The organism is Luteimonas sp. AC640a (assembly GCF_979256585.1).
This window is the reverse complement of sequence record NZ_CEEDOV010000021.1, coordinates 144,835-165,769: the sequence shown is the minus strand read 5'-3', so window position 1 is coordinate 165,769 and position 20,935 is coordinate 144,835. Positions and strand designations below refer to the sequence as shown.

The following is a 20,935-nucleotide window of genomic DNA, read 5'->3' as shown; positions in this document are numbered from 1 at the left end:
CGCGCCCACGGACATTGGAATGCTGAATTACGCGTCCGCACTCGCCGAGGTCGCGACGTGTCTTGGCGCAGCGCGGACCGATGCGCCGCTGGGTGTGGTCGTGCTGCGTGCGCAGCGCATCCGGGAAATCGTTCTGTCGTTGGGTTATGCCGCCGGCGAGGCGCTGGGACTCGCGATGCAGGCCGCGTTGGAAGCCGCGGTGCGACCGGGTGATCGCGTGGTGCGGATCGGCGGACACGATTTCCTGGTCGTGCTGCCCGCACTGCGTGGCCGCGCGCATGCCGCGCTCGGCGCCGCCAAGTTCGTGCGGGCCCTGCAGCAGCCGCTCGACATCGGGGGGCGGCGGGCGCAGCCCACGGTCGTGGCCGGCATCGCGATCGCGCCGGAGGACGGCGTGGACGCGGAACTGTTGTGTCGACGCGCCGATCGCGCCTGTGACGACGCCGCAAGCGGCGTGGAACGACATGCGTTCTGGCAGGCGCCACCGATTCCGCTCGATACCCTGCATGACGATCTGCGCACGGCGATCTCCGACAACCAGCTCGTCGCGCACCTGCAGCCTATTGCAGGCTTGCCGGACCGCCGGATTCGCAGCTTCGAGGCGTTATCACGATGGACGCACCCGCAGCTCGGCGTGATTCCGCCCGACGTGTTCATTGCGGTGGCCGAGCGCGGCGGCATGATCGGCGAATTGACGCGCTGGAACGTCAACGTCGCGTTGCGTCATCTCGCGACGCTGCGCAATGCGGGGCAGGTCGTCCGGATATCGGTCAATCTGTCCGTCGAAGCCTTGCAGCTGCCGGGTTTCGTCGAACAGGCGCTCGACCTGCTGGGGCTGTGGAACGTGCCGGGCGAGGCGCTGATGTTCGAGATCACGGAAAGTGCGCTGATGCGCGACATCGTGCGCTGCAGCCATCTGTTGAGTCAGCTGCGGGAGGGCGGCGTCCGCATCGCGATCGACGACTTCGGCACCGGCTACTCCTCCCTGGCGTATCTGCGTCGACTGCCGGTCGATGGTCTCAAGATCGATCGCAGCTTCGTGCGCGACATGATCGATGATCCGCGGGCGCGCCGGATCGTCGCGACCATGATCGAATTGGCGCATGACCTGGATCTGTCGGTCGTGGCCGAGGGCATCGAGGACGAGGCGACCCTTGCCCTGTTGCAGCAGGCGCGCTGCGACTTCGCCCAGGGTTATCTGATCGGGCGGCCAGCGCCCGCCGACGAGGTGGTGCGCGAGGCCCTGTCGTAGGTAGTTCCCAGAGCCTCCAAGCGGCGCGCGTTGCAGTCAGAGGTCACGCGAGGCCCGCCCTTCGCGCGTGGATACCCCGCAGCCGTCAGCGCAGACGCGCTGCCACCGCGTCCCAGTTCACCAGTTGCCAGAACGCGTCGAGATACTTCTGCCGGTTGTCGCGGTAGTCCAGATACCAGGCGTGTTCCCAGAGCGAGAGCGCGAGCAGCGGCGTGTCCTGCCCGGTGATCGGCGTGGCCGCATTTGCGGTGGCCGCCAGCGCCAGCCTGCCGTCAGGGCGCTGCAGCAGCCAGACCCAGCCCGCACCGAATGTCGACAGGGCCAAGGTGTCGAACCGTGAGCGGAATCCGCCGAAGTCGCCGAACTGTCGCGTGATCGCCTCGGCCAGGCGGCCCTTCGGCTCGCCACCGCCACCCGCGGCGGCGGGCTTGAGCGAATGCCAGTAGAAGCTGTTGTTCCAGGCCTGCGCAGCGTGGTCGAATGCCGCACCCTGCGCCTTGCGGATGATGGTCTCCAACGGCGCGTCGGCGAGATCGCTCCCTGCCAGCAAGGCATTGAGCCGCTCGATGTGGCCCCGTTGCAGATGACCGTGATGCTGGTCGAGCGTGTCGCCCGACAGATGCGGCTCCAGCGCGGTGCGGTCGTAGGGCAGGGCGGCGAGTTCGAGGGGCATGGACGGCGGTCCGTTGGTCGATAGCGGCGACGCGATAGAATGCACCAAATCCGAAACCCGATCCCCGCCGGCCCAGCGCCTGCGGCGTGGTCCACAGGGAGCGTCAGCGTGTCGATCCTCGAACACATCCAGGCCGAAATCGACGGCCATGCCATCGTGTTGTTCATGAAAGGCACACCGCAGTTCCCGATGTGCGGGTTTTCCAGTCGCACGGTGGCCGCGCTGCGCGACGCAGGCGCCAAGGACTACCGCACGATCAACGTGCTCGAGGCACCTGAGATCCGCGCCAACCTGCCCAGGTTCTCGAACTGGCCGACGTTCCCGCAGCTGTTCATCCACGGAGAATTGATCGGGGGCTGTGACATCACGCTCGAACTGCATGAATCCGGCGAGCTGTCGCGCATGGTGGCCGAGGTGCTGGAAGCGTGAGCGCGCCGGTTGCCGGGATTGGGCCAAGTCACTTGGCCGGGCGCGTCGTGCTGGTCGTGGGCGCGGCTGGCGGACTCGGCGAGGCCGCATCGCTGGCGTGCGCGCAGGCAGGCGCCTCGCTGGTGCTGCTCGGACGGCGCGTGCCCAAACTCAATCGTCTGCATGACCGCCTGCAGAAAGCCGGCGCCGCGCCCGCGCTGTATCCGCTCGACCTCGAAGGTGCGAGCCCGGACGATCATGCCGAACTTGCCGCGCGGATCGAGGCGGAATTCGGCCGGCTCGACGGCATCCTGCATGTCGCTGCGTCCTTCGATGGCCTGACGCCACTGGAGCTCACCGATCCGGCCGCATTCGCGCGCGCGCTGCACATCAATCTCACCGCGCGGTGGTGGCTGACCCAGGCTTGCCTGCCGTTGCTGCGTCGCTCGGGCGATGCGTCTGTTGTGTTCGCGATCGACGATCCGGCGCGCACGTCCGGCGCCTATTGGGGCGGCTACGGCCTGGCCCAGGCGGGGCTGTCGGCCCTGGTCGGCATGCTGCAGGCGGAGCTCGGCGATGCGCCTGTCCGCGTAAGCGGTCTGCTGCCGCCGCCGATGCGCACGCCGCTACGCGCCAAGGCGCATGTCGAGGCCGATGACCGCATCGCCCGCTCGCCCGTTGAAGTCGCCGCCCATTGCGTCGCGTTGCTGTCGCCTGCCGGTGCAGCGCATCGCGGACAGCTGTGGGCACCTGACAGGGCGCGCTCCGCATGACCATCGCCTCTGCCGCATTGCTGCTGTTCCTGATCCTGGATCCGCTGGGCAACATCCCGGTGTTCCTGAGCATGCTGCGGCGGCTCACCCCGCAGCGCCAGCGCATCGTGCTGGCCCGCGAACTGCTGATCGCGCTGGTCGTGCTGATGCTGTTCCTGTGGGCCGGCAAGTACGCGCTCGAGGTCATGCACCTGCGCCAGGAGTCGGTCGCGATCGCTGGCGGCATCGTGCTGTTCCTGATCGGCATCCGGATGATCTTCCCGCCGCCGGAAGGCCTGATGGGCGAGATCCCGGACGGCGAACCCTTCATCGTGCCGATGGCGATTCCGCTGGTCGCCGGCCCGTCCGGCATGGCCGCGGTGATGCTCATGGGCAGCAATGAACCCGACCGCCTGGGCGAGTGGAGTCTGGCGCTGCTGATCGCCTGGGGCGCGACCGCCGCGATCCTGTTCTCGGCCACCTATCTCTACAAGCTGCTCGGCGCGCGTGCATTGACCGCAATCGAGCGTTTGATGGGCATGCTGCTGGTCGCGATTTCGGTCCAGATGCTGCTCGACGGCCTGGTCAGCTACCTCAGGGCCGGTCTCGCCCCCATGTGAGTGCGGCGTGACCACAGCGCGACAAGGGCTTACGCGTCTTTGTTCCAGCTGGTCATAAAAATCAACGTGGTCAGTGGTTTGCGCCTGTCCGCGGCTGTCATGGCACTGTCACTTCGATTGTTTACCGTGTTAACCTGTTGTTAACCACGGCGCTCTGCCCGCGCACAGTGGTGGGGCCCCCATTCTTGTTTCAAGACCTGACCGTCGCTCGCCATCCGGCCTGCGCCGACATCCACGCATCGAGGCTATACAACCCATGAACCACTCGCATCGCGCCCGACTCTCCAAGCTGTCGCTCGGCCTGATCGTCGCACTTGCTGCCGCTCCTGCGTTCGCGCAGAGCACCTCCGCCGGTGTCGGCGGCCAGGTGACAGGCGCTGGTGGCGCCCCGGTCACCGGCGCAGAAGTGACCATCGTGCACACCGAGTCTGGCACCGTCAGCCGTGTCGTGACCGACGAGAATGGCCGCTATAACGCTCGCGGCCTGCGGGTGGGTGGTCCGTACTCGATTACGGTCACCAAGGCCGGTGAGGGTACGCGTACGGAAGACGAAGTCTATCTGAACCTCAATTCGGTCAACACGGTCAACTCAGCGCTGACCGGTGACATGACCACCTTGGAGACCGTGACGGCGACTGCGATCGCAGGCTCCGACGTGTTCAGCTCGACCAAGATGGGTACGGGTACAAATGTGGATCGCGACGCGATCGAGCGCCTCCCCTCGGCAACCCGCAACATTCAGGACTACATCCGACTCGATCCGCGCGTGACCGTGACCGACAAGGTCGACGGTTCGATCTCGGTCGGCGGCCAGAATCCGCGTTACAACGTGATCCGCATCGACGGCATCAGCTCGAACGATCCGTTCGGCCTTGAAGCGAACAACCTGCCGACCAACCGCCAGCCGGTGTCGATGGACGCGATCGAGGAAATCAGCATCGACGTGGCCAACTACGACGTCACCGTCGCGGGCGGTACGGGCGCGGTCGTCAATGCGGTGACCAAGTCCGGTACCAACACCTTCAGCGGTTCGGCGTATTACAACCTGCGTGATGCCGACTGGGTGGCCGATGATCTCGACGAGAACGGCGGTGGCCCCTTCACCGGCTTCAACAAAGAAGAGACCTACGGTGCGACCTTCGGCGGTCCGATCATCCAGGATCGCCTGTTCTTCTTCGCCAACTACGAGCGCACCAAGCGTACCGCGCCGAGCACCAGCTACGCCGGCACGCCGTACGGCAATGGCGACATCACTGATGCGCAGATCGCACGCGTCCAGGCTGCCGCACAGCGCTACGGCTTCGACGCGGGTGCGCTGGAGGCACCGGCCAACGAGACCGATGTCGAGGAATACGCGATCAAGCTCGACTGGAACATCAACGACGACCACCGCGCCACGTTCCGGTACAGCGAGATGGAAGAAGTGGTGCCGAAGTTCCCGGGCATCGGCAGCGGCAATGTGTCGCTGAGCACCCACTGGTACGACCAGAACAAGACCTTCAAGAGCGTCGTCGGCGAGCTCTTCAGCGACTGGACCGAGAATTTCTCCACCGAGTTCAAGGTTTCGCAGCGCGAGTACGACGCGATCGCCGCGCCCTACGCCAACCTGCCGTACATCCGCATCAACGGCTTCGGCAACAACAGCAACCTGCGCTTCGGCACCGAGCAGAACCGCCACGTCAACGTCATCGAAACCGAGCAGCTGAGCCTGTTCGGCGCGGCGACCTGGCATATCGGTGACCACGCGATCAAGTTCGGCGTCGAGCATGAAAGCAACGACGTCCTGAATTTCTACGGTCGCAACCTCAACGGCGTCTATACCTTCGCGACGCTGGAAGACTTCGAAAACGGCGTGCCGTCGCAGTACGAACTGCGCGCGCCGCGTCCGGGTGGCTCACTGGCCGACATCCCCGCGGCCTACGAGATCAAGAACACCGCGTTCTTCATCCAGGACACCTGGTTCCCGACCTACAACCTGAGCCTGATGTTCGGCCTGCGCTACGACAAGCCGTCGTTCGGCGACAGCCCGATCTACAACCCGCGCATCGAAGAGCTCTATGGCCTGGACAACACCAATACGGTGGATGACGGCCTGTTCCAGCCGCGCTTCGGTTTCAACTACACCTTCGACAGCGACCGCCCGACCCAGCTGCGTGGTGGCATCGGTCTGTTCCAGGGTGCAAGCCCGAACGTCTGGCTGGCGGGTGCCTTCCAGAACACCGGCCTGAACTTTGTCGAGTACAACCTGCGTGGCGCCGATGCACCGGCGTTCGATCCGACCCTGCCGCCGACCATTCCGGGCGGTTCGGGCAGCACGCCGCTGATCGTGGCCGACATCATGGAGCCGGGCCTGAAGCTGCCGTCGGCATGGAAGGCCAACCTGGCGTTCGACCACGAGCTGCCTTGGTACGGCATCACCGCGTCGGCGGAAATCCTGGTCACCAAGAACCAGGACGCGTTGTGGTTCGACCGTCTCGATGTCGGTGCGCCGACCGCGATCGGTCAGGATGGTCGCGAGATCTTCTGGAACGCCGCAGGGCGGGACCCGCTCAACGCCGGTCGTTTCGGTATCGAGCAGGGGGGCGGTGTGAATCGTGACGTGAGCAACCGCGCCAACAGGCCGTCCGACGTCAACCAGGCGATCGTCATACGCAACACCGACATCGGCCAGAGCGAGCAGTTCACGCTGAGCCTGTTCAAGCCGCTGATCGAGAACTGGTCGTGGTCGGCGGGTTACACCTACACGCACGCCACCGAGTTCAGCCCCGCCACCAGTTCGCAGAACTCGTCGAATTGGAGCAACTCGCTGGGCTTCCAGGCCAATGATCCGCAGGAATACAACTCGCGCTATGCGATCAAGGACCGCTTCACCAGCACCCTGACGTGGCAGAAGGAACTGTTCGGCAACAACAAGACCACCGTCGCGATGTTCTACGAAGGTCGCAGCGGCCGGCCGTTCAGCTACATCTTCTACAACGACGTCAATGGCGACAGCGCCACCACCAACGACCTGTTCTACGTACCGAACGGTCCGGGTGATGTGCTCTTCACCGGTGGCGTAGCGATGGAGCAGGCGTTCTTCGATTGGCTCGCCGACAATCCCGAGCTGCAGTCCTACGCCGGTGGCGTGGCGCCTGCCAATGCGTTCCGCGCCAGCTGGGTGAACTCGTTCGACGTGCGCGTCAGTCAGGAGTTCCCGGGCTTCATGTCGGGCCACAAGGCCGAGGTGTCGCTGGACATCATGAATATCGGCAACCTGCTCAACAAGGATTGGGGGCAGATCAATGACTACGGCTTCTTCGCCACCCGTCGCGTCGCCAACTACGCTGGTATCGATCCTGCCACCGGCAAGTACGTCTATAACTTCACGGGTGCTGACAGCGAGACGCTGCAGGAAGTGAACAACGACGGCGTCAACACCGCGGTCTCGCGCTGGTCGATCATGCTGGGCATCAAGTACAAGTTCTGATGCCTTTCCACCACGCGTGACAATGAAACGGCCGGGGAAACCCGGCCGTTTTCTTATGCGCCGGGTCCTGCGCTACAGTGCCGAACCCATACGAAAAGCGAAAAAAAATGAGCAACGAAAATGGGGCGGCGACGGCGCTGCCCACGGTCAATGCCTACGTGTATCCCCGCGGTGGACTGGACGTGTTGTCCCGCGACGAAGTCGCCCGTCTGAAGGATGCGTCTCTCGGCGGCATGCATGACCTGCTGCGTCGCTGCGCACTCGCGGTGCTGACCAGCGGCAGTGCGTCCGACGACCCGCGTGCAGCGCAGGAGCTGTACCCCGATTTCGACATCCAGGTGCAGCAGCAGGATCGCGGCATCCGGATCGAGCTGATGAATGCACCGGCGATGGCTTTCGTCGATGGTCAGATCATCCGTGGCGTCGCCGAGCTGCTGTTCGCAGTCGTTCGCGATCTCGCCTACACCGCGATCGAGCTGGGTCCGGAATACGCGACCGATCTTGAGTCCTCGGCCGGCATCACCAATGCGGTGTTCGGACTGCTGCGTAACGCACGCGTGCTGCAGCCGGGCGATCCGAACATGGTGGTCTGCTGGGGTGGCCATTCGATCAACCGCGTCGAGTACGACTACACCAAGCTGGTCGGCTATGAGCTCGGCCTGCGTGGCATGGATATCTGTACCGGTTGCGGCCCGGGCGCGATGAAGGGGCCGATGAAGGGCGCGAACGTCGCACATGCCAAGCAGCGCCAGTACCCGGCGCGCTATATAGGTATCACCGAGCCGGGCATCATCGCAGCCGAATCGCCGAACCCGATCGTCAACCAGCTGGTGATCATGCCGGACATCGAGAAGCGTCTCGAATCGTTCGTGCGCCTGGGTCACGGCATCATCGTGTTCCCCGGCGGTGTGGGCACGGCAGAAGAAATTCTCTATCTGCTGGGCCTGCTGTTGCAGGAAGAGAATCGTGACATCCCGTTCCCTTTCATCTTGACCGGCCCGACCGCGTCGGCGCCGTACTTCGAGCAGATCGACCAGTTCATCCGGCTGACCCTCGGTGACGAAGCCGCGTCGCGCTACGAGATTATCGTCGCCAATCCGGAACAGGTTGCGCGCCGCATGTCTGCCGGCATCCGCAAGGTCAAAGAGTACCGGGTCGCGCACAAGGACTCGTTCTACTTCAACTGGTCGCTGTCGATTCCGCTGGACCTCCAGCAGCCTTTTGTGCCCACCCATGAAGCCATGGCCGCGCTCGATCTGCACCACGGCCGGCCACCGCACGAACTCGCGGCCGACCTGCGTCGCGCGTTCTCCGGCATCGTCGCCGGCAACGTCAAGGAAGACGGCCTGCGCCGCGTCGAAGCGTTCGGCCCATTCCGCATCAATGGCGACCGCGACATCATGCAGTCACTCGACGCCCTGTTGCGCGCATTCGTCGAGCAGCGCCGGATGAAGATCGCGGGGGACTACAGGCCCTGTTACGAAGTGGTTTCCTGAGAGGTCAGTTCGTCCTCCTGGTCTGCCGGACATCGCCGTTCCTCCTGCGGGGTGCTTGCTTCGGACCCGCATTTGCGAGATGCGCTCATGCTGCTTGAATGACCGTTCGTCCGGGCTGGCTTGCGTCTTCCCCTAAGCTTTATAGACTGTTCATTGGGCGGAAATGCGCCCGGGGAAAGGGGATAGCATGCCGCTCAGGCGTGTCACGGGGTTCAGTCTGGTCGAGCTGATGGTGACGATTGCGATCGTTGCCATCCTCTTGGCAATCGGTTTGCCGAGTTTCCAAAGCGCGTTGCGTAGCAACCGCATCGCGACGACGACCAATGAGGTTATCGGGAGTGTCGCGCTGGCGCGCAGTGAGGGTATTCGCACCACCTTAGGAGGGGGTATCTGCGCAACCTCTGATGGAGCAAATTGCGGAGATGACTGGAACGCAGGCTGGCTTGTGTGGGCAAATGCAGGTGCCGCAAACTCCACGCTTGATGCCGGCGACACGATCGTGCGCGTTATCGATGCGCATCCACAGCTTATGTTGTCCGCCGAGGCGATCACGGGTGCAGCTGCGCGCGGCTCAATCGCTTTTGATGCGCGCGGTCGGCCTGATACTTCGACCGAGATCAGATTGGAGCCTGCGGATTGCCCGTCAGGGCAGGAGCTGATCCGAACGATGACAGTGAATCTGGTTGGTCAGCTCACCACGCGGAGGTTGGCATGTCCTTGAGGCACACTGATATGTCGTGTGTTCGGTCTCGGGTCCGTTCAATCGGTAACCGCAGGCAAAGCGGATTCTCGCTGATCGAAGTGCTGATTGCGCTCGTGGTGCTTGCAGTCGGGCTGCTGGGCCTCGCGCTGCTGCAAACCACAAACCTGCGCTACACCCAAAGCGCGCAGCAACGCACGATCGCCGTCAATCTAGCCAGCGAACTACTTGACACCATTCGCACCAACCGCTCGCAGATCGCTTCATACGAGATGAATGAAGCCAGTTTCGCTGGCGTCGCGCCGATTGCTGCAACAGGCTGCGCAACTTTCCCGATCACGTCGAACGCCAACAATATCGCGCGCTGGCAATGCGAGGTCCGCGAGTCTCTCGGGCCTGAGGCCTATGCGATCGTTGATGTGGCCGGGGCGCCTAATGTCCGGGTGAGGGTGATCTGGAACGAGGAGAGCATGGCGGCACTCGACGGTGCAGGGGAAATCGAATTGGAAACGACCCTATGAACCGCAATCAGCGTCTGCAATCGGCGGGTCTGTCGCTGATCGAAATTTTGATTGCCCTTGCAATCGGCTCGTTGCTCATTCTGGCGCTAGTGCAGGTCTTCGCGGCTTCGCGTACGGCCTACCAGCTATCCACCGGCCTAGCGCGGACCCAGGAGAACGGACGCTTCGCGATCGACATTCTGCAGCGCGACATCCGCATGGCTGGACACATGGGCTGCGTTAACGACCAGTCACGCTTCCTGCCTGCTAACGTCACCGCATCTCGACCTGCCCTCATCTCGACGTTCCTGACGCCAGATCAGCAGTTCGGCACTGGCCCATCACCAACGTCCGACTACGCTGCTTCGCCCAACGCTCTGCGATTCGATCTAGGTATTGAAGGTTTCAACGCAGTCGATACTTCCAGTGGCGATACAGTGACGCTCTCTGCCAACCCCGACCTGGCGCCTGATGCCAGTGCGTGGGCGCCAGCATTGCCGGCGGCCCTTTATGCAGACTTGGTAGGCGGGGGCACCGGGGCGCCCGTCCAGGGAAGCGATATCATCGCTTTGCGCTTCTTTTCGCCAACAGGCGCTCAGGTCACTTCATTTACCCCGGGCTCGAGCACCGTCATCGATGTGGATACGATGACGCATCTCACCGAGGGCACCACTGCGCCAGGCCTTTTCGGCATTGCCGACTGTATGCAGGCTGGTGTCTTCAATGGCTCCACTGTCGCTGGAAACCGCATCACGGTTACGGCAGGCGGCCTCAACGCCTCGACTTTTGACACGACCCCACAGTTCACCGTCGGTCAAGCGATGGTTTATAGGGCAGAGAGTGTCGTGTATTACGTGGGGCTTAACGATGAGCAAAGCCCTGCGCTTTATCGGCTGCGCTACTTCGCTGCGCCAGGTGGCGCGCTCGCGCATTCAAAGGAAGAGTTGGTGGAAGGCGTTGAGTCGCTGCAGTTGCAGTTCGGTCAGGACAGCAATACCGGCACCGCCGGGCGTCCCACCGGCAACATTGGCGCGAGCGTCGTCGCCAATGCGCTCCTTCCCTCGGGTGCGGCCAACTACGAACACGCCTGGCGACGTGTAGGCATGGTGCAGGTGGGTATCGTTGCGCGCAGTCCGGATGCTTCTGCCGCCGCGCAGCGAGCGGCAGCGACCGTGCGTTTGTCGGCCCTCGGCGTGATCATGACGCCGCCCGAAGACACGCGCTATCGCGCGGTCTACGAAGACAGCATCGCCCTGCGCAACCGACTTTTCGGGAACTGATTCGATGATGCATCCACTACATTCCCCACGAGACCAGTCAGGCGCCGTGCTTTATGTCGCGTTGATCCTGCTGATTCTTTTGGCACTGATTGGCATCGTCGCGCTGCAAGTCGCGGGACTGCAAGAGCGTATGGCCGCCAACTACATGGCCACAAACATGGCCTTCCAGAACGCGGAGTCAGGCGCGCGTTTGACAGAAATAGCGTTGAAGAATGAGGTGCTCGCGGGCGGAAACCCGACCACCAACGTGCCGCCCACCAACTGCGCTGCGACGCCAGATTTCCAGGGTTGGCAGTCCGATCAACAGCATGTACGCCGCCTCGATCTCTGCTTCGCATGGGGCGCGCTCGACGTGCCCTCCAACGAAGCAGAGCGGACTGACCAGATCTATCAGATCACCGCCTTCTCACGGGATCGCGCGTTGCTTCCCAGTTCTGAAGCAACCGTCGATACCGTGTTCATCCCGTGAGACGCGAGGAGACTCGAATGAAATCCGGAAAACTCATCCGCTTCGGCGCCGTCGGTGTCGTTCTTGTCGCTGCTGGCTTGACCAGTCTGGCCTTGCGCTCCGATCCGCTATTCGTCGCGGGAAACGCGCCGCCCATTGCACAGTCGCCGCTGTATCTCCGTGACGCGGTGCCGCCCCTCAACATGCTGGTGATGGGCAAGGATCACAAGATCTACTACGAGGCGTACAACGACGCCTCAGATTTGGATGGTGACGGCGGTCTGGATGTGGGGTATCGCGGCTGGGAGCTTAAGGCAAACCCTGTTGAAGGGGAATCCCGTTACAAGATCGACTACTACGGCTACTTCAATTCGTTTGCCTGTTATCGATGGTCCACGACGAGCGGCGGTCACTTTATCCCGGCAACCGAGGCACCCAACAAAACGTGCGGAAAGAGAGCCGGCGAATGGAGCGGTGACTTCCTGAATTATCTCACGACCTCGCGCATGGACGCATTGCGTCGCGTGCTCTATGGCGGCTGGCGCCAGACTGATACTACGTCGCAGACCATCCTACAAGGTGCGTTTTTCCCGCAAGACGCGCACAGCTGGGGCAAGGAGTACCAGAGCGTCGCGCGCGACGGTTACGACATCGGCAACTATGCGCCGCTCACGATTCCCAACAACGGGCGCTATCACCTGTTCGCCGTAACGACGACGACGGGTATCGGCAATTCTTTCCTGTTCCCGAATTATCAGGCTCCGCTTTTTCGCGTACTCAAACAGTCGCCCTATCGCGTCTGGAACTGGCTGTCGATCGAAGGTCCCGTTGCCGGCAACAACTGCTTCAACGCTTCCGACCAGCGAGTCAGTTGTACTTCCGGTGGTACAACGCCCGCGCATCCCGGGCATCCGGCGAACCGGGCCGAGTTCGACAACAGGGAGGCGAGTTTCGCGATCTCCGCGAACGCGCTCGCTGTCAATGTATCTCGCAGCACGATCAATTGTCTGGGCAACGACTGCAATCCGGTCGGCGCCAATACCAATTACATGAGCATCATTACCGGCCGGTTCCAGGTCGGTAACAGTGCGGGCACATTGGATGAATTCCAGTTCGCGGTAGATGGTGACGACGCAGTCGACTTCGAGATTCGCCGCAACGGTGTGCTGGTGCCCGGGGGGCAAGCTGGATATTACGGAGGTCATGATGTCTGCAATTGCCTCACCAATTCGACCGGCGTGCTCCAGCTTCAAGCTGGTCAGACGTATGACATCAAGTTCCGGCACGAGCAGGCTGCAGGCGGCGACAAGTATGTGCTGCGCTACAGGCGTCGGTTGATTGGACTCGCATGGCTGCCGTGGGAAGTTGTGCCCGGCGGCAATGGAGCCGGGCAGACCGGACTTCGCAATCTTTCGCTCTCCACCTACAACCTCACCCCGACGGCGGGGGGCGTGACCCGCGACGACTATCTAGTCCGTGTCGAGGCATGCCCCACCACCGAAGCCCTGCGTGATACCACATGCAAGGTGTATCCGAATGGCCGCGCCAAGCCGACAGGGATCCTGCACGATTACGGCGAGTCGCAGAAGATGTATTTCGGCCTGATCACGGGCTCGCAACGTAACAATCTCGAGGGTGGTGTACTGCGTCGCAATGTCGCGAACTTCGCATCCGAGATCGACGCGAATTCTGGTGTTTTCCGTACCGATGTCGAAGGCATCGCGCGTAGCATCGATCGGTTGCGAATGATCGGTGGCGGCTACAACTCCGGCACGGACAACATCTCCAGCGATCAGAACTGGAACTGGAATGCCGGTAATGGTGGGTGTCCGGCGATTGGCGACCGCGCGATCGTTAACGGCGAATGCCGCATGTGGGGCAACCCGATCGCCGAGATGCTCTACGAGAGCATGCGCTACTTCGCAGGCGCAGCCAGCGCGACACCCCGGTTTGCAACCGGTGGCAGCACGGCGGGTGACGAAGACCGGATCCTGGGTCTGCCGACGCCCGAGTGGAGGGACCCCTACGCCAGCAGCGGCACCGGCCTGAACTATCCCGCTTGTTCGCGTCCGGTGCAGACGATCATCAGCGACATTAATCCCAGCTACGACGGTGACTTGCCGGGCAGCGCGTTCAGCGGCGCGGTGACGACGACCGGCACCACGCCGGGCACTATCTCGGGGTTCAGCGCATCCACTGAGGGGCAGGCGATCTGGAACGCCGAATTTGGCGCGGGTCCCCGCAATGTGTTCATTGGCGAAGTTGGAACGTTGCGCGATGCCAATCCGACCGTTAAATCGGCGTCCAGCTTCGGCAATATCCGGGGTCTGTCGCCGGAAGAGCCTGGCAAGATGGGCACCTACTACACCGCAAGCGTGGCGCGCTATGCGCGCAATGTCGCGAATATCAATGCCGCGGCCGAAAACTTGAACGTCCATACCTACTCGATCGCTCTGGCGTCGCCGCTGCCACGCATCGAATTTCCGATCGGTGGCAACACGGTAACCCTGGTGCCCTTCGCCAAGACCGTCAGCGGTACCTATGGCGGCGCGACCCGCAAGCCGACGAACACGATCGTCGACTTCTACGTCGAGGAATATAAAAACTTCCCGCAGCAGGCTATCGACGTGACGGTCAATGGCGGGCGGCCGCGTGCCGTATTCCGGATCAATTACGAGGACGTGGAGCAGGGTAATGATCACGACATGGACGCCATTGTCCGTTACGAGATCGTGGCCAACAGCGACAACAGAACACTGAACGTGAATTTGACGTCGGAGTATGCGGCCGGCAGCGCCAACCAGAACATGGGGTACATCATTTCCGGTACGACGCGCGATGGCGCTTACTTGGAGGTACGCGATCGGGACAACGGCGATCAGGCATCGTCGCGTTATGAGCTCAACACGCCGTCTACCTCGAATCCTCAGCGTTGGGCCGGCGAATGCGTGGGGCAGATGGGGAGCGCGCCCTGCAATCAGGGTCTGGGTTTCACCTCGACACGTCAGTTCTCACCGAGCACGTCGATTGCAGCGACCCAGCTGCGTGATCCGCTCTGGTACGCAGCGAAGTATGGCGCCCCGGATCCTGCCAATTGGGACAGTGCGGCTCCCGGTGCGCCGGGGCACGGTGATCCTGACAACTACTTCTTGGTGACCAATCCGCTGAACCTGCGCAAGCAGCTCTCTGAAGCGTTCGACGACATCGCAAACCAAGACGTGGAGGCCGGCAGCCGGACCTTGAATGGCGCCCGCGTCGGTGCTGAATCCTTCACTCTGCAGCCCACCTTCAAGCGTGAGCGCAACGGAAGCGACTGGACGGGCAACCTCAGCGCGCTCGCGATCAATGCGAATGGATCGGTCGGTGCGCAGCTGTGGAGTGCGGAGGGCAGTCTGCCCGCGGCCGCGGCGCGCAAGATCTATACGTTGCGCGGCGCCGGCGATGGCACCAATACGCTCCCGGCGGACGCGCGCGTTCCATTCCTGGCCGACCGTCTGGGTGCCAATGAGACCGATCGTCGTGGCGCGATCGGTGTTTACCAGGCCGATATCGACAATGGGGATTACGGAACGAGCCGGAATTATTCGGCGGCGGAAATCGTTTCGTATCTGCGGGGCGATCGCTCACGAGAGTCCACGAACGGCGCGGTGACGAACCTGCGGCAACGCGGCTCGGTCATCGGAAGCATCATCAATTCCGAGCCGGTGGTTGCGTCGCCACGTGCCGATCTGGGCTACGGCATGCAGTCGGACCCGATGTTTTCCGGGTATGTCGCAAGGAACGGCAACGAGGGTTATCTGGACATCAAGGCGGGCCGTGATGCCATGGCGTATGTCGGCGCCAATGACGGCATGTTGCACGGCTTCTTCGCCGGCACCGTGCCTTGCGTTGTCAATGCGCGACTTCCCTGCGCGGCAGAGGGCGCGGGCGTCGAACGCTTCGCCTATATTCCCAATGCCGTGCTGAAGAATATGGCGCTGCTGGCGAAGACCGACGACGTCTATGAGCATCGTTACTACGTTGATGGACAGATCAGCGTTGGCGACGTCAAGGTCGGCACTGGCGGCGCGCGCGATTGGCGCACGATTCTCGTGGGATCGACCGGTGCGGGCGCGCGTTCGGTGTTTGCACTGGATGTCAGCGATCCTGGCAACCTTGATGAGAACAGCATCCGTTGGGAACGCAACAGCAGCGTTGACAACGACATCGGCCATGTCTTTGGCAAGCCGCTGATCGTGCCGCTGGAGAACGATCGCTGGGGGGTGCTCTTCGGCAATGGTTATGGCGGCAATCTCAATGATCCGTCGCTTTACGTGCTGGATGCCTACACAGGTCAGGTGATCCGCAAGTTGACCGCCAACGATGGCAATCGAGGCGCGATCGCCACGAATCCCGTCGCCGACTGGCTTTGTCAAGCCGCCAGCGGCTTTGAGCTCGTGAGAAACTTCTGCGCGAAGCGTATTGCGCCCTTCAACGGCTTGGGCCAAATCACTGCAATCGATAAATCCGGAAACGGAAAGGTCGACACGATCTATGGCGGTGATCTGCAAGGCAACCTGTGGAAGTTCGACTTGGGGGCGACCACTGACGCTGACTGGACCGTGGCGAACGGCGGCCTGCCGCTTTTCAATGCCGCGATCGACGCAGAGCCGCAGGCCATCACCGGTGGTATCCGCGTTGCCGCAGGCCCTGGTACCGGCGTCATGGTGTACTTCGGAACAGGCCGATATCTGTTCGATCGCGGCAGTCAGCCCGGCGACAATGACGTACCCCAGGATCCATCGGTGCAGTCGCTGTATGCGGTCTTCGACAATGGAACCGCGATCGGAGGTGGGCGATCGGCGCTCCAGGCGCAGTCCATTACCGGCACTGGTACGGGTGACAACGGGGAAGTGATCCGTAGCATCAGCCGCACCCGCGTGGCGTATTCCGGCACGAACGCGCGGCGCGGTTGGTATCTTGACCTGCAGGTCTACGATACCGAAGGCGATACGCCAGGTTTCCGCCCGAGCGGCGAGCGTTTCATCGCCACACCGCGTATCCAGAGTGGCCGAGTGTTTTTCACGACGTTCACGCCGTCGGAAGACAGCTGCAATCCGGGCGGCGACAACTTCGTGTACGGGCTGGATCTGCTGTCCGGTTCGGGCGCCTTGGCGAACGTGCAGGTGCTGCCTTCTACCGATTCCGCGTGTACAGGCGCGGACTGTGGTGCGATCCGCATCGACGGTGGTGGCGCTCCGGTCACGAGCAACTCGGTCGCTGCCATCAGCACGGATACCATCATCAATCAGCCGGACGGTAGTGCGTGCGATCCTGCGACCATGGATTGCCCGACCTTCGAGGAGTGCCAGGTTGTCGTGTATCCGGGAGCCTTCGTCCTGCCCAGGCCCTGTGGACGCCAGTCGTGGAGACAGATCAAGTGACGCCATCAAAAGTTCTGAAGCCGTTATCGTTCCGCCGCCAACTCGGCTTTACTTTGATCGAATTGATGGTCGTCGTTGCCATCGTGGCGATCCTTGTCGGGATCGCCCTGCCGATGTATCAGGATGCGGTGCGGAAGGGGCACCGGGGGCAGGCCAAGGCGGACCTCGTAGAGCTCGCTCAGCGCGCAGAACGCTATCGGACGATCAATAGAGGGTCATATGCGAAGTTCTGGGAGCAGGTACCTGCTGGAGACCGCAATTCTCCTCGTACAGGCGAAGTACGTTATGTGCTGAGCCGGCAGGGCCAAGATGAGGCCGCGACGACATTCGTCTTACAGGCGGTGCCGCAAGGCGGGCAGGCCAATGATGTCAGGTGCTTGACGCTAACAATCGATCAGGCGGGTCAAAAAACCGCGAGTGGCCCTGGAACAGAATGCTGGTAAGCCAGCCACAAAAAAAGCCGCGGATTGCTCCGCGGCTTTTTTCTTGATCTTGGCGCCCGAAGTTGGACTCGAACCAACGACCCCCTGATTAACAGTCAAGTGCTCTAACCAGCTGAGCTATTCGGGCGGGGACGCACATTCTAGTCGGTTGGCGGAAAGGGTCAAGCGCTGTTTCGCATGTTGTTTGAAATTTGCATGATCGTCGCCCGTCGAGGTCAGGCTTCCGCCCGCAAACCTGCCAATCGAAGCGCCTCGTTGGTCGTCGGAGCGCTTAGAACGGACACGCGGTCTCCCGCTTCGGTCGGGCACTTCGCACGCGTCCCAGATTGTTCACGACCACCTGTCCACCTAGTGCATCGCCGCGGCAGACATTGATCGTCAGGTTGGTGCCTGCGCTGCGGCCATCGCGCTGGTATCGAACGAAGTTGCGGGTCGACGCGAGCCGGATGCTCTGCGGCGCGCCGGATGGGGCGTTGGCGACCCGGATGAGGTCGTCTTGCGTGTCAGGCTGGCGATTGCCGTCGGGGTCGGTGAAGACGATCCAGCCACGACTCCAGTCGGCGTCGAAGCGGCAACCGAGCAGGGCGTCGCCGGGGCAGGCGACCACCTGGTTCCGGCGCATGATCGCCGTGCTGCGGGCCATTGCGAGGTCCGCGCTGATCAGGTGCAAGGCGGTCTGGACACGATGCCGGGCCAGCGTCTCGGCGAATGCGGAGAGTCCGAACGTGCCGAGGAGCGCGAGGATGGCGAGCGTGGTCATCAGCTCGATGAGGGTGAGTCCGTGTTGCTGGCGCATGAGGACATCCTTGTCCTGTCGCTGGGCGGAGCCTTCGGTGTGCGGTGGCGAGCGGTTCCGTCATGTCCGTTCGCCGCGCCCGTCTCAGGTCCTGCACCGGGTACCTGCGATCCTGCAGGTCGTTCAGAGTCCGCCTGTTCCCGTGGCGTTGCAGCCGGCCGGCGTCCCGCGTGGAGGTCGGAAACCGCCCACTGCTACCGTGGGCGGTGGCGCCGCGATCATGTCCTGGCCCTGACCGCATCTGGCTGATGGCACCGGGCTTCTGTTGTCGCCGGCCGCTTCCATCCCCATGTCCCATGCTTCCCCGGATCGTCCCTCGCCATGAACGAAGTCATCCATCCCGCCGCGTTTCAGCTCGTCTCGCCGTATCAGCCGGCCGGCGATCAGCCGCAGGCGATTGAAAAGCTGGTCGACGGCTTCGAGGCCGGGCTGGCGCATCAGACGTTGCTCGGCGTGACGGGCTCGGGCAAGACCTACACGATCGCGAACGTGATCCAGCAGGTGCAGAAGCCGACGCTGGTAATGGCCCCGAACAAGACGCTGGCGGCGCAGCTCTACGGCGAATTCAAGTCGTTCTTCCCGCACAACGCGGTCGAGTATTTCGTCAGCTATTACGACTACTACCAGCCCGAAGCCTATGTGCCGTCCTCGGACACGTACATCGAGAAGGACAGTTCGGTGAACGAGCACATCGAACAGATGCGGCTGTCGGCGACGAAGGCGCTGCTCGAGCGCCGCGACGCGATCGTGGTGTGCTCGGTATCAGCAATCTACGGCCTCGGGGATCCGAACGAGTATTTCCGGATGGTGCTGCACATGGTGCGCGGCGAGCGCATCGACCAGCGCGAGTTGATCCAGCGTCTGACCGCGATGCAGTACAGCCGCAACGACACCGAGCTGCGCCGCGGTACGTACCGCGTGCGCGGCGAGGTCATCGACATCCATCCTGCGGAATCGGAAATGGACGCGCTGCGCATCGAGCTGTTCGATGGCGAGATCGAACGCATCACCCAGTTCGATCCGCTGACCGGCGAGACCAAGCGTACGCTGCCGCGCTACACGATCTACCCGAAGTCGCATTACGTCACCACGCGCCGCACGACGCTCGAGGCCGTGGAGGCGATCAAGGCCGAACTGCCGCCGCGGCTGGAGCAGTTCTATGCCGAGAACAAGCTGGTCGAGGCGCAGCGGCTGCAGCAGCGCACCCAGTTCGATCTGGAAATGATGGCCGAGGTCGGCTACTGCAACGGCGTGGAGAACTATTCGCGGCACCTGACCGGGCGCATGCCTGGCGAGGCGCCGCCGTGCCTGTTCGACTACTTGCCACCGGACGCGCTGCTGGTCGTCGACGAGTCGCACGTGACCGTTCCGCAGATCGGCGCGATGTACAAGGGCGACCGCTCGCGCAAGGAAACGCTGGTGAACTTCGGCTTCCGCCTGCCATCGGCGATGGACAACCGGCCGCTGAAGTTCGAGGAGTGGGAAGGCCGTGCGCCGCGCGCGATCTTCGTGTCGGCAACACCAGGCAAGTACGAGCTGGAGAAGTCGGAAGGGCAGATCACCGAACTGGTCGTGCGCCCCACCGGCCTGATCGATCCGCAGGTCGAGATCCGCCCGGTCGCCAGCCAGGTCGACGACGTGCTCGGCGAGATCCGCGAGCGGGTCGAGATGGGCGACCGCGTGCTGATCACGGTGTTGACCAAGCGCATGGCCGAGAACCTCACCGAGTACCTCGGCGAACACGACATCAAGGTGCGCTATCTGCACTCGGACATCGACACGGTCGAGCGCGTGGAGATCATCCGCGACCTGCGGCTCGGCAAGTTCGACGTGCTGGTCGGCATCAACCTGCTGCGCGAGGGCCTCGATATGCCTGAGGTGTCGCTGGTGGCGATCCTCGATGCGGACAAGGAAGGCTTCCTGCGTTCGGGCGGTTCTCTGATCCAGACGATCGGCCGCGCGGCGCGCAACCTGCGCGGCAAGGCGATCCTCTACGCCGACCGGGTGACCAACTCGATGCAGATGGCGCTCGACGAGACCGATCGCCGCCGGGCCAAGCAGGTCGAGTACAACACCGAGCACGGCATCACCCCGACATCGGTGGCACGCGCGATCGTCGACATCATGGAAGGCGCCCGCGCCGAGCCCGAGATGGAGAAGAAGGGACGCGGCAAGAGCCGCAAAGTCGCCGAGCCGGCCGAGGATTACGCGGCGCTCTCGCCCGACAAGCTGGCGTCGCGCCTCAAGGCGCTGGAGCAGCAGATGTATCAGCACGCGCGCGATCTGGAGTTCGAGGCCGCCGGTCGCATCCGCGATCAGATCCGTCAGATCAAGGACGCGAGCCTGGTTCGATAAAAATTTTGCGCGGGGGGTATTCGACAACGCGCGAATCCGGTGTATGATTCGCACCCTTCGGGCGGTTAGCTCAGCGGTAGAGCACTACCTTGACATGGTAGGGGTCACAGGTTCGAACCCTGTACCGCCCACCACCTCCATCCCTTGATGCAGTGGGATGAGGTGGAACGAAGATCCGGCGCGGATGGAGATCGTCTCCGCGCCAATGTGCCGCAGGGTTGGCCGAGCGCCCCGTCATGCCGAATCCGTTCTGAATTCTGAAGACCGATGCCCGGTCGCATGCGTGTGTTCGACAATCGGGCCGGCATGCGGCACGCATG

General features: G+C 62.8%; 15 protein-coding genes and 2 tRNA genes. 14 read left to right on the top strand and 3 right to left on the bottom strand.

Annotated elements, in window-relative coordinates; genetic code table 11:
* Nucleotides 1–19 precede the first annotated feature (19 nt).
* Nucleotides 20–1,252, top strand: a complete 1,233-nt coding sequence (locus ACZ9YD_RS15540; protein WP_465076177.1) for a putative bifunctional diguanylate cyclase/phosphodiesterase — start codon at nucleotides 20–22, stop codon at nucleotides 1,250–1,252.
* An 85-nt stretch (nucleotides 1,253–1,337) separates the two neighbouring features.
* Here ACZ9YD_RS15540 and ACZ9YD_RS15535 read toward each other — a convergent pair whose 3' ends face one another.
* Nucleotides 1,338–1,925, bottom strand: a complete 588-nt coding sequence (locus ACZ9YD_RS15535) for a superoxide dismutase (protein WP_465076176.1) — start codon at nucleotides 1,923–1,925, stop codon at nucleotides 1,338–1,340.
* Between the two features lie 108 nt (nucleotides 1,926–2,033).
* On the opposite strand from ACZ9YD_RS15535, the gene grxD reads away from it, so the two are divergent.
* The 11 genes from grxD (at nucleotide 2,034) to ACZ9YD_RS15480 (ending at nucleotide 17,464) form a co-directional block, all read left to right on the top strand.
* Nucleotides 2,034–2,354, top strand: a complete 321-nt coding sequence (gene grxD / locus ACZ9YD_RS15530; RefSeq protein WP_465076175.1) for a Grx4 family monothiol glutaredoxin — start codon at nucleotides 2,034–2,036, stop codon at nucleotides 2,352–2,354.
* Between the two features lie 32 nt (nucleotides 2,355–2,386).
* On the top strand, nucleotides 2,387–3,106 hold the full coding sequence (locus ACZ9YD_RS15525) for an SDR family NAD(P)-dependent oxidoreductase (RefSeq protein ID WP_465076174.1): 720 nt from the start codon (nucleotides 2,387–2,389) through the stop codon (nucleotides 3,104–3,106).
* The gene (locus ACZ9YD_RS15520; protein WP_232114615.1) at nucleotides 3,103–3,705 is read left to right on the top strand and encodes a YhgN family NAAT transporter; all 603 of its coding nucleotides are present in this window, start codon (nucleotides 3,103–3,105) and stop codon (nucleotides 3,703–3,705) included. Before ACZ9YD_RS15525 ends, ACZ9YD_RS15520 begins: the two co-directional genes overlap by 4 nt.
* Nucleotides 3,706–3,961: 256 nt before the next feature.
* Entirely contained in the window at nucleotides 3,962–7,174 is a 3,213-nt protein-coding gene (locus ACZ9YD_RS15515) for a TonB-dependent receptor (RefSeq protein WP_465076173.1), read from the top strand.
* Between the two features lie 107 nt (nucleotides 7,175–7,281).
* Nucleotides 7,282–8,670, top strand: coding sequence for a nucleotide 5'-monophosphate nucleosidase PpnN (gene ppnN, locus ACZ9YD_RS15510; protein WP_465076172.1), 1,389 nt, complete (start codon nucleotides 7,282–7,284; stop codon nucleotides 8,668–8,670).
* 187 nt (nucleotides 8,671–8,857) lie between these two features.
* On the top strand, nucleotides 8,858–9,391 hold the full coding sequence (locus tag ACZ9YD_RS15505) for a GspH/FimT family pseudopilin (protein WP_465076171.1): 534 nt from the start codon (nucleotides 8,858–8,860) through the stop codon (nucleotides 9,389–9,391).
* Nucleotides 9,382–9,891, top strand: a complete 510-nt coding sequence (gene pilV / locus ACZ9YD_RS15500) for a type IV pilus modification protein PilV (protein ID WP_465076170.1) — start codon at nucleotides 9,382–9,384, stop codon at nucleotides 9,889–9,891. Before ACZ9YD_RS15505 ends, pilV begins: the two co-directional genes overlap by 10 nt.
* Nucleotides 9,888–11,150 carry a PilW family protein gene (locus ACZ9YD_RS15495; protein ID WP_465076169.1) on the top strand — a complete coding sequence of 421 codons (1,263 nt, stop codon included), beginning with the start codon at nucleotides 9,888–9,890 and terminating at the stop codon, nucleotides 11,148–11,150. The genes pilV and ACZ9YD_RS15495 overlap by 4 nt, the downstream gene beginning before the upstream one ends.
* A 46-nt stretch (nucleotides 11,151–11,196) precedes the next feature.
* Nucleotides 11,197–11,619 (top strand): pilus assembly PilX family protein, encoded by a 423-nt coding sequence (locus ACZ9YD_RS15490; protein WP_465076168.1) that lies wholly within the window; start codon nucleotides 11,197–11,199, stop codon nucleotides 11,617–11,619.
* 17 nt (nucleotides 11,620–11,636) lie between these two features.
* Entirely contained in the window at nucleotides 11,637–17,021 is a 5,385-nt protein-coding gene (locus ACZ9YD_RS15485) for a pilus assembly protein (protein ID WP_465076167.1), read from the top strand.
* Nucleotides 17,018–17,464, top strand: a complete 447-nt coding sequence (locus ACZ9YD_RS15480) for a type IV pilin protein (protein WP_465076166.1) — start codon at nucleotides 17,018–17,020, stop codon at nucleotides 17,462–17,464. The genes ACZ9YD_RS15485 and ACZ9YD_RS15480 overlap by 4 nt, the downstream gene beginning before the upstream one ends.
* A gap of 50 nt (nucleotides 17,465–17,514) precedes the next feature.
* Here the strand turns inward: ACZ9YD_RS15480 and ACZ9YD_RS15475 are convergent.
* Both ACZ9YD_RS15475 and ACZ9YD_RS15470 read right to left on the bottom strand, forming a co-directional pair.
* Nucleotides 17,515–17,591 (bottom strand) — tRNA-Asn (locus ACZ9YD_RS15475).
* 144 nt (nucleotides 17,592–17,735) lie between these two features.
* The gene (locus ACZ9YD_RS15470; protein WP_465076165.1) at nucleotides 17,736–18,260 is read right to left on the bottom strand and encodes a GspH/FimT family pseudopilin; all 525 of its coding nucleotides are present in this window, start codon (nucleotides 18,258–18,260) and stop codon (nucleotides 17,736–17,738) included.
* A 321-nt stretch (nucleotides 18,261–18,581) separates the two neighbouring features.
* Here ACZ9YD_RS15470 and uvrB point away from each other — a divergent pair, with 321 nt between their 5' ends.
* Together uvrB and ACZ9YD_RS15460 are read left to right on the top strand one after the other, a co-directional pair.
* Entirely contained in the window at nucleotides 18,582–20,615 is a 2,034-nt protein-coding gene (uvrB, locus tag ACZ9YD_RS15465) for an excinuclease ABC subunit UvrB (protein ID WP_465076164.1), read from the top strand.
* 59 nt (nucleotides 20,616–20,674) lie between these two features.
* Nucleotides 20,675–20,749: transfer RNA gene (locus ACZ9YD_RS15460), tRNA-Val, on the top strand.
* The last annotated feature ends 186 nt before the right edge of the window (nucleotides 20,750–20,935 follow it).

Coding starts and splice junctions, on each gene's coding strand:
- ACZ9YD_RS15470 (WP_465076165.1), bottom strand. CDS start 18,260: ATGCGCCAGCAACACGGACTCACCCTCATCGAGCTGATGACCACGCTC.
- ACZ9YD_RS15540 (WP_465076177.1), top strand. CDS start 20: ATGCTGAATTACGCGTCCGCACTCGCCGAGGTCGCGACGTGTCTTGGC.
- ACZ9YD_RS15515 (WP_465076173.1), top strand. CDS start 3,962: ATGAACCACTCGCATCGCGCCCGACTCTCCAAGCTGTCGCTCGGCCTG.
- ACZ9YD_RS15495 (WP_465076169.1), top strand. CDS start 9,888: ATGAACCGCAATCAGCGTCTGCAATCGGCGGGTCTGTCGCTGATCGAA.
- ACZ9YD_RS15485 (WP_465076167.1), top strand. CDS start 11,637: ATGAAATCCGGAAAACTCATCCGCTTCGGCGCCGTCGGTGTCGTTCTT.
- ACZ9YD_RS15535 (WP_465076176.1), bottom strand. CDS start 1,925: ATGCCCCTCGAACTCGCCGCCCTGCCCTACGACCGCACCGCGCTGGAG.
- ppnN (WP_465076172.1), top strand. CDS start 7,282: ATGAGCAACGAAAATGGGGCGGCGACGGCGCTGCCCACGGTCAATGCC.
- ACZ9YD_RS15505 (WP_465076171.1), top strand. CDS start 8,858: ATGCCGCTCAGGCGTGTCACGGGGTTCAGTCTGGTCGAGCTGATGGTG.
- ACZ9YD_RS15520 (WP_232114615.1), top strand. CDS start 3,103: ATGACCATCGCCTCTGCCGCATTGCTGCTGTTCCTGATCCTGGATCCG.
- pilV (WP_465076170.1), top strand. CDS start 9,382: ATGTCCTTGAGGCACACTGATATGTCGTGTGTTCGGTCTCGGGTCCGT.
- uvrB (WP_465076164.1), top strand. CDS start 18,582: ATGAACGAAGTCATCCATCCCGCCGCGTTTCAGCTCGTCTCGCCGTAT.